Origin of the sequence: Methylobacterium sp. E-025, from assembly GCF_022829705.1 — a bacterium.
Taxonomy (GTDB): domain Bacteria; phylum Pseudomonadota; class Alphaproteobacteria; order Rhizobiales; family Beijerinckiaceae; genus Methylobacterium.
In genome coordinates this window covers 1-8,206 of sequence record NZ_JAKSYR010000143.1, presented here as the reverse complement: position 1 = coordinate 8,206, position 8,206 = coordinate 1, and the positions used below count along the sequence as shown (strand labels likewise).

Here is an 8,206-nt window from a genome sequence, read left to right as displayed (position 1 = left end):
CCGGACAACGCGCTCCCCTCTCCCGACCCGCTGCGCGGGCCACCCTCCCCCGCTCAGGGGGAGGGAAAGACTGCGTCGAGTTCGGAGGAGAGGACGCCATGATCCCGATCCGCGATTGCCCCGCCCCCGATCCGCATCCCGCCGGCCCGACGCGCTACGCGGTGCCGGCGGGGGCGGTCGACAGCCATGCCCACGTGATCGGCCGGCCGCCGGCCCATCCGTTCGTGGAGAATCGCAGCTACACCCCGCCGGCGGCGCCGGCGCAGGCCTACCTGGCGATGCTCGACGCCACCGGCATGGCCCACGGCGTGCTGGTCCAGGTCAGCGTCCACGGCACCGACAACCGGCTGCTGCTGGAGACGCTGGCCGCGAACGCCGAGCGCCTGCGCGGCATCGCCGTGATCCCCCTCGGGCTGCCCGAGGGCGACCTCCGCGCGATGAAGGACGCCGGCATCGTCGGCCTGCGCCTCAACGTGCTCTACGGCGGCGGCATCGATTTCGCGGCGGTCGAGGCCTACGGCGCGCTCGCCCGCGAGATGGGCTGGCACCTGCAATTCCTGATCGACGCCCGCAGCCTGCCGCCGCTGGCCCAGCGCCTCTCGCGGCTGCCGGTGCCCTTCGTCGTCGACCACATGGGCCACATGCCGACCGCGGCGGGCCTTTCGGACCCGGGCTTTTCCACCCTCGTGGCGCTGGTGCGCGACGGCGCCTGGGTGAAGCTCTCGGGCGCGTTCCGCACCTCGGTGGCGGGCGCGCCCTACGCCGACACCATCCCCTTCGCTCGGGCGCTGAACGACGCCGCACCCGAGCGCTGCCTGTGGGGCTCCGACTGGCCGCACGTCGCCGCCTGGGACGGGCCGCCGAAGCTCGCGACGCTCCTCGACCTGATCGCCGACTGGGTGCCGGACGAGGCCAGGCGCCGAAGGCTCTTCGTCGAGAACCCGCGCGCGCTCTACGGCTTCGGCTAGGCCTGGGCTTCGGCTAGGCCTGGGGCTTCAGGTAGCTCCGACCGTCGAGATAGGCCTTGCGCCAGCGCTGGATCGCGACCCGCTCGAACAGGCCGGCCTTCGCGAACGGGTCCTCGGCGATGAAGCGCTCGGCCTCCGCCCGCGTCTCCACGTCGACGAGGTAGAGGCCGCCGCCCGCATCCGACCCGTCGTCGGACAGTTTCGCGCCGCAGGCGAGCAGCCGCGCGGCCTGGGCCTCCAGGAAGGCGAGGTGCTCGGCCCTCGCCGCGCGGCGCAGGTGCTCGTGGCCGGGCTTGTCGAAGGTCTCGATGATGAACGGCATGGCGGCTCCGGGGGCGGGCTGCGGATGGCGGCGATCGTTTGTGTAGCGCGGCGCAGGCGATGGCGCGCCCGGGCTTCCTGACACCCGCGGGCGGTTCTCACCGGTTCGCCCCGGCCGGGCGCGATCGCGCACCGGGACGCCGCTATAGGTGAAGCCGGCCGCGCGCGAGGCCTCGCGCACGGCGCCGGCCTGCCTCCGGACGCGGGGAAAAACCGCCAACCGGGCGAGGCCGGATCGCCGAATCCGCGGGCGGGCACGCGGATCGGGTTCGCGACCACAAGCCCCCGGGAGGACGATCGTGGCAAGGACCATTCCCGCATCCGCGCTCGCTGCAGCGCTGTCCACGGCCGTGCTGCTCGCGGCCACGCCGGCCTCCGCCCAATACGCCGACGGCGGCATCAGGATCGGCGTGCTGACCGACATGTCCGGCGGCTACTCGGACCTCGCCGGCAAGGGCTCGGTGACGGCGGCGCAGCTCGCGATCGAGGATTTCGGCAGGGCGATCGGCGGCCGCAAGGTCGAGCTGATCTTCGCCGACCACCAGAACAAGGCCGACATCGCCTCGACCATCGCCCGCCGCTGGTTCGACACGGAGGGGGTGGACGCGATCTTCGACACGAACTCGTCGGTGGCGGGGCTCGCCGTGCGCGAGGTCGCCCGCGCCAAGGGCAAGGTCGACATCAATTCCGGCGCCGGCTCGATGGCGCTGACCAACGCCGCCTGCTCGGCCACCGGCGCGCACTGGTCCTGGGACACCCACGCGCTCGCCGCCGGCACCGCCGCGGCGCTGGCCGACGACCCGAAGAACACCTGGTTCTTCATCACCGCCGACTACACCTTCGGGCACGACCTCGAGGCCCAGGTCACCCGCGTGGTGCGGGCCAAGGGCGGCACGGTGCTCGGCTCGGTCAAGCACCCGTTCCCGAACGCCGACTTCTCGTCCTACCTGATCCAGGCGCAGGCCTCGGGCGCCCGGATCATCGGCATGGCCAATGCCGGCGCCGACACGATCAACACCATCAAGCAGGCCGCCGAGTTCGGCATCGCCGAGGGCGGCCAGTCGCTCGGCGGCCTCAACATCTTCCTCACCGACGTCAACTCGGTCGGCCTGAAGGCGGCACAGGGCATGATCCTGACGACGGGCTTCTACTGGGACCTCGACGACCGCACCCGCGCCTTCGCGAAGCGCTTCGGCGAACGCATGGGCGGGCGGATGCCGACCATGGTCCAGGCCGGCGACTACTCGGCGGTGCTGCACTACCTCAAGGCGGCCGAGGCGGCGGGCACCGACGACGGCCTCGCGGTGATGGCCAAGATGCGTGCGCTGCCGATCGAGGACGCCTTCGCGCGCAACGCCAAGCTGCGCCCCGACGGCCGCATGGTCCACGACATGTACTTGGCGCGGGTGAAGACCCCGGCCGAGTCGAAGGGCCCGTGGGACTTCTACACGATCCTCAAGACCATCCCCGGCGACGAGGCCTTCCAGCCGCTGGCGCAGAGCACCTGCAGGCTGGTGACGAACCCGTGACCCCAGCCTTCCCTCTCCCGCAGAGGGGAGAGGGAAGGGGCCCCCCGCTCACAAGGCCGACGGGTGCCGGGCCAGCGGCGTCACCGTCACGCTCATGAACGGGAACAGCGGCAGGCCGGAGAGGATCGCGTGCAGCTCGTCGTGGTCGGCCACGTCGAACACGCTGATGTTGGCGTACTGCCCGGCGATGCGCCAGAGGTGCACCCACCGGCCCGATTCCTGGAGCGCCCGCGCCTGCGCCTTCTCCTCGGCCTTCAACCGGTCGAACTCGGCCGGCGGCAGCTGCGTGGGCGGATGGACGTCCATCCTGACGTGATACAGCATCGCTTCCTCCTCGATGTCCTGTTCGGGAACGCGGCCTTCCGCCGCGAGCGCCGAATGCAGTGCCGGCCAGGATCGCTGCGAGTCTCGCCACCGTCGAATTCTCATCCGTGGAGCCGGCGTCCCTCGCATCGGAGCCTGCGTCGGGTTTCCTTCGCACAAGTCCCGGCGATGGCCGCGCCCCGTGCCGTGCCGGAGCTGTCGCCGGCGTCCGGCGCGGCTTTGCGGCGCCGCGAATCGATGGAATGAAGACCGCGGACATGGGCGCCATCGAGACGCCCAGCCACCATCACCCGCGAGGAAGACGCCCATGACTGCTCCCACCTCGAACCGGCGCGACGTGCTGACGGCCTCGCTGCTCGGTGCTCTGCCCCTCGCGTTCGGCCAGGCCGCCGCCTCACCGCTCGACCCGGAACAGACCATCATCCGCTTGCCGAACCAGCTGGTCTGGACCCCGACGCCGACCTATCCCGACCATTGCTCGGACCGCTGCGCCCTCACCGGCGACAGCAACGGAACCGGCTTCTACTACACGCTCGTGCGGTGGTGGCCCGGCTACATGAGCGCTCCGCACACCTACACGACCGACCGGTTCTGCATGGTGGTCTCCGGCATCTGGTGGTGCAACAGCGGCCCCGACTTCGATCCCGCCTCCTGCGTTCCCGTTCCGGCCGGTAGCTTCGTGCGTCGGGTCGCGGGCACGCCGCACTACGACGGCGTGATCCGCCCCGGGACGGAACCGGCGGTGATCGCGATCTGCGGCCAAGCTCCGGTCAACTATCGCCTCGTCGATCCGAACCAGCCGGGATGGCGCCGCGTCTGACGCAGACCACGCCCACCCGAAGGCGCGGAAGCCGGTACGATCACGGCGCCCTCGACCGCCGCCCACGCCGGGCGGCCGTTGCCGGGCACATGCCGGAGGCGCCCGGCTTGCGCGAAAGGGGGTTGTTGCGGCGCGCGAAACCGGGTCCCCTGCCGGCACGATCGCGAGCCGAGGAGCCCTCATGTCCGACCTGAACGCACGGAAGAACGCGCCCTCGCTGGAGGCGTTCTGGATGCCGTTCACGGCCAACCGCCAGTTCAAGGCGGCGCCGCGGATGTTCGTGGCCGCCGACGGGATGCACTACACCACCGACGACGGCCGCCAGGTGCTCGACGGGACGGCGGGCCTGTGGTGCTGCAACGCCGGGCACGGCCGCCGCGGGATCGCGAGCGCGGTCGAGCGCCAGCTCGCGACGATGGACTTCGCCCCGACCTTCCAGATGGGCCACCCGATCGCGTTCGAATTCGCCGAGCGCCTGGCCGAGATCGCACCTGGGCCGGCCGGCGCCGCGCTCGACCGGGTGTTCTTCACCGGCTCGGGCTCGGAATCGGTCGACACCGCGCTCAAGATCGCGCTGGCCTACCAGCGGGCGGTCGGCCAGGGCACCCGCACCCGGCTGATCGGGCGCGAGCGCGGCTATCACGGCGTCGGCTTCGGCGGCATCTCGGTCGGCGGCATCGTCTCGAACCGCCGGGCCTTCCCGACGCTGCCGGGCACCGACCACCTGCGCCACACCCACGACCCGGCCCGCAACGCCTTCACCAAGGGCCAGCCCGAGCACGGGGCCGAGCTGGCCGACGACCTCGAGCGCCTCGTGGCGCTGCACGGCGCCGAGACCATCGCCGCCTGCATCGTCGAGCCGGTGGCGGGCTCGACCGGCGTGCTGGTGCCGCCGAAGGGCTACCTCGAGCGCCTGCGCGCGATCTGCGACGCGCACGGCATCCTGCTGATCTTCGACGAGGTGATCTCCGGCTTCGGGCGGCTGGGCGCGCCCTTCGCCGCCGACTTCTTCGGGGTGACGCCCGACCTCGTCTGCACCGCCAAGGGGCTGACCAACGGCACCATCCCGATGGGCGCGGTCTTCGCCGGCCGCCACGTCCACGACGCGCTGATGAACGGCCCGGACGGCATCGAGCTGTTCCACGGCTACACCTATTCCGGCCACCCGGTCGCCTGCGCGGCGGGGCTGGCGACCCTGGACATCTACCGCGACGAGGGCCTGCTCACCCGCGCGACGGACCTCGCCGACGACTGGGCCGCTGCGATGCACGACCTGCGCGGGCGCGCCCGCGTCACCGACATCCGCACCATCGGCCTGATCGCCGGGATCGAGCTGGAACCGCGCCCCGGCGCGCCGGGCAAGCGGGCCTACGACGTGTTCGTCGACTGCTTCGCGCGCGGCCTGCTGATCCGCGTCACCGGCGACATCGTCGCGCTCTCGCCGCCGCTGATCCTGGAGCACGGCCAGATCGGCGAGATCGCGCAGGTGCTGGGCGACGCGATCGACCGGGTGGCGTAAGGCCGGGGGCCCGGTTCCGCAATCCGGGCGATGCGGGCACCTCCCCTCCCCCGCAGAGGGGGAAGGGAAGAGGCGTCTTCGCTGCAACGCAACGCACGCCCGCTGGTTGAACCCGCATACGAAGGCCGCGCGCCTTCGGCAGCGAGGGTCATGCATGACGGGTTCGGTTCTGATCGTGGGCGCCAGCGGCATCGTCGGGAGCGCGGCCGCCGAGCGGTTCTCCGCCGAGGGCTGGGCGGTGGCGGGGCTGGCGCGCAAGCCCGTGGCGCAGGACGGCGTCGTGCCCGTCGCCGCCGACCTGCAGGATCCGGCCTCCCTCCAGCGGGCGCTCGCGGGCCTCAAGCCGAGCCACGTGGTGCTCGCGACCTGGATGCGCCGCGACACCGAGGCCGAGATGATCCGCGTCAACGGCGCGATGGTGGAGAACCTGCTCGACGCGCTGCGGCCGGCGGCCTCGCTCCGGCACGTCGCCCTGGTCACCGGCCTGAAGCACTATCTCGGCCCGTTCGAGGCCTACGGGAAGGGCTCGGTGCCGCAGACCCCGTTCCGCGAGGACCAGGGTCGGCTCGACGTCGAGAACTTCTACTACGCCCAGGAGGATGCGGTGTTTTCGGCCGCCGCCCGCGACGGCTTCCGTTGGAGCGTCCACCGCCCGCACACGATCATCGGCAAGGCGGTCGGCAACGCCATGAACATGGGCACGACGCTGGCCGCCTACGCCACCCTGTGCCGCGAGACCGGCCGGCCGTTCCGCTTCCCAGGCTCCGGCATGCAGTGGAGCGGGCTGACCGACATGACCGACGCGCGGCTGCTCGCCCGCCACCTGCTCTGGGCCTCGACCAGCGCCGACGCGGCCAACCAGGACTTCAACGTCGTCGACGGCGACGTCTTCCGCTGGAGCTGGATGTGGGGCCGGATCGCGGCCTGGTTCGGGCTGACGCCCGAGCCGTTCGACGGGACGGTGCGCCCGCTCGCGGCGCAGATGGCCGAGGACGGCCCGATCTGGGCGGAGATCGCTTCGCGCCACGGCCTCGCCGAGCCCGACCTCGCCAAGCTCGCCTCGCCCTGGCACACCGACGCCGACCTCGGCCGGCCGATCGAGGTGGTCACCGACATGAGCAAGAGCCGTCGGCTCGGGTTCCTCGCCTACCAGCCGACCGACGACGCATTCTTCGACCTGTTCGCCCGCCTGCGGGCCGACCGGCTGATCCCGTGAGCCGCGCCTGACGGGACGGCCGGCGCGATCCCGCATCGAGCCGGCCGATGCCTCGCCCCGGCGGCGTAGACCGGCAAGGTCGCGCCAAGGGGAAATCTTGCGCATCCGAGGACCGTCCGGTCCTTATAGGGTGATCTTAACCGGGATCGACAATCACGGAGCCTTGCGACGAAGGATTCCGCGATGCTGGCCCATTTCTCGATCCGTGCGCGCCTGGTCGGCGCGGTGCTGGTGCTGTTCCTGCTGACGGCCGGGCTCGGCGGCTTCTGCTATGCGCGCCTGCACGCCCTCAGCACCGTGACCGACGCGCTCGCGGGCAATGCGCTGCCGTCCACCCGCATCCTCGGGCGGCTCGCCACCAACTTCGAGGCGCTGCGCAGCCGGCAGCTCGCCTACCTCGTCTCCAGCGACGAGCGGCGGCCGCAATCGCTGCCGCGGCTGCGCGCCAGCATGGCCGAGCTGGACGCGGACCTGAAGGACTATGCCGGCTTCGTCAGCCCCGGCGAGGAGGCGCTGTGGGAGGCGGTGAAGGCAACCGTGCCGGCCTACTCGGCGATGGGCGAGGAATTCCTGCGGCGGCTGCAGGCGGGCGACGCGAAGGGCGCGAGCGCGCACCTCCTCGACGGCATGCTCCCCGCGCTCAACGCCGCGCGCGCCGCGCTGAAGGCCGACCTCGCCTTCAACGACGCCGCCGGCCGGGCGAGCGCCGAGAGCGCCACGGCGCTCGGCGAGCAGGCGCGCTTCGCCATCGCCGTCGGCCTCGGCCTCGTCGCGGCGACGGCGTTGGCGGTCGGGTGGATGTCGGTGTTCACGATCTCCGTGCCGGTGCAGCGGATGGCCCGGGTGATGGACACGGTGGCGGCGGGCGACACCGCGATCGCCGTGCCGCATACCGGCGAGCGCAGCGAGATCGGCGCCATGGCGGCGGCGGTGCAGGTGTTCAAGGACAACCTGATCCGCACCCGCAAGCTCGAGGCCGACACGGCGCAGGCGCGGCTGGCGGCCGAGGCGCAGCGCAAGGCCGGCATGCGCCAGATGGCCGACGACTTCGAGGCGGCGGTCGGCGGGATCATCGGCATGGTGTCGTCCTCGGCGACCGAGCTGCAGGCCACCGCCCAGACCCTGACCGCGACGGCGACCGAGACGGCCGGCCAGTCCACCACGGTCGCGGCCGCGGCCGAGGAGGCCGGCACCAACGTCAACACGGTGGCGGCGGCCGCCGAGGAGCTCGGCTCCTCGGTGGCCGAGATCGGCCGGCAGGTCGGCGGCTCGGCCGAGCTCGCGCATCTTGCCGTGCGCGAGGCCGACCAGACCGGCGCCCGGGTGCAGGAGCTGAGCGCGGCGGTGTCGCGGATCGGCGCCGTGGTCGGGCTGATCTCGGACATCGCCGGCCAGACCACCCTGCTGGCCCTGAACGCCACCATCGAGGCGGCCCGCGCCGGCGCGGCCGGCAAGGGTTTCGCGGTGGTCGCCTCCGAGGTGAAGGCCCTGGCCGAGCAGACCGCCAGG

General features: G+C 72.4%; 8 protein-coding genes. 6 read left to right on the top strand and 2 right to left on the bottom strand.

Going from position 1 to position 8,206, the window contains the following annotated elements; translation table 11 throughout:
• Nucleotides 1–98: 98 nt before the first annotated feature.
• Nucleotides 99–968, top strand: coding sequence for an amidohydrolase family protein (locus tag MKK64_RS21835; protein WP_243937273.1), 870 nt, complete (start codon nt 99–101; stop codon nt 966–968).
• Nucleotides 969–981: 13 nt separating this feature from the next.
• Here MKK64_RS21835 and MKK64_RS21830 read toward each other — a convergent pair whose 3' ends face one another.
• On the bottom strand, nt 982–1,290 hold the full coding sequence (locus tag MKK64_RS21830; protein ID WP_147728656.1) for a YciI family protein: 309 nt from the start codon (nt 1,288–1,290) through the stop codon (nt 982–984).
• A 298-nt stretch (nt 1,291–1,588) separates the two neighbouring features.
• Here MKK64_RS21830 and MKK64_RS21825 point away from each other — a divergent pair, with 298 nt between their 5' ends.
• On the top strand, nt 1,589–2,818 hold the full coding sequence (locus tag MKK64_RS21825; RefSeq protein ID WP_405044280.1) for an ABC transporter substrate-binding protein: 1,230 nt from the start codon (nt 1,589–1,591) through the stop codon (nt 2,816–2,818).
• A gap of 48 nt (nt 2,819–2,866) precedes the next feature.
• Here the strand turns inward: MKK64_RS21825 and catC are convergent, their stop codons facing one another.
• Nucleotides 2,867–3,142: a muconolactone Delta-isomerase gene (gene catC / locus MKK64_RS21820; RefSeq protein ID WP_147728655.1), complete on the bottom strand. Its 276-nt coding sequence runs from the start codon at nt 3,140–3,142 to the stop codon at nt 2,867–2,869.
• A 307-nt stretch (nt 3,143–3,449) separates the two neighbouring features.
• Between catC and MKK64_RS21815 the strand changes: the two genes are divergently transcribed.
• The 4 genes from MKK64_RS21815 to MKK64_RS21800 form a co-directional block, all read left to right on the top strand.
• Nucleotides 3,450–3,962: a hypothetical protein gene (locus MKK64_RS21815; protein WP_243937265.1), complete on the top strand. Its 513-nt coding sequence runs from the start codon at nt 3,450–3,452 to the stop codon at nt 3,960–3,962.
• 181 nt (nt 3,963–4,143) lie between these two features.
• Nucleotides 4,144–5,481 carry an aspartate aminotransferase family protein gene (locus MKK64_RS21810; RefSeq protein ID WP_409567994.1) on the top strand — a complete coding sequence of 446 codons (1,338 nt, stop codon included), beginning with the start codon at nt 4,144–4,146 and terminating at the stop codon, nt 5,479–5,481.
• 154 nt (nt 5,482–5,635) lie between these two features.
• The gene (locus tag MKK64_RS21805) at nt 5,636–6,697 is read left to right on the top strand and encodes an SDR family oxidoreductase (RefSeq protein WP_147727316.1); all 1,062 of its coding nucleotides are present in this window, start codon (nt 5,636–5,638) and stop codon (nt 6,695–6,697) included.
• 183 nt (nt 6,698–6,880) lie between these two features.
• A partial coding sequence (locus tag MKK64_RS21800) for a methyl-accepting chemotaxis protein (protein ID WP_243937257.1) occupies nt 6,881–8,206 on the top strand: 1,326 nt, incomplete at its 3' end.

Bases quoted from the DNA above. Each gene is read 5' to 3' on its own strand.
- catC (WP_147728655.1), bottom strand. From the start codon at position 3,142: ATGCTGTATCACGTCAGGATGGACGTCCATCCGCCCACGCAGCTGCCG.
- MKK64_RS21810 (WP_409567994.1), top strand. From the start codon at position 4,144: ATGTCCGACCTGAACGCACGGAAGAACGCGCCCTCGCTGGAGGCGTTC.
- MKK64_RS21805 (WP_147727316.1), top strand. From the start codon at position 5,636: ATGACGGGTTCGGTTCTGATCGTGGGCGCCAGCGGCATCGTCGGGAGC.
- MKK64_RS21835 (WP_243937273.1), top strand. From the start codon at position 99: ATGATCCCGATCCGCGATTGCCCCGCCCCCGATCCGCATCCCGCCGGC.
- MKK64_RS21830 (WP_147728656.1), bottom strand. From the start codon at position 1,290: ATGCCGTTCATCATCGAGACCTTCGACAAGCCCGGCCACGAGCACCTG.
- MKK64_RS21815 (WP_243937265.1), top strand. From the start codon at position 3,450: ATGACTGCTCCCACCTCGAACCGGCGCGACGTGCTGACGGCCTCGCTG.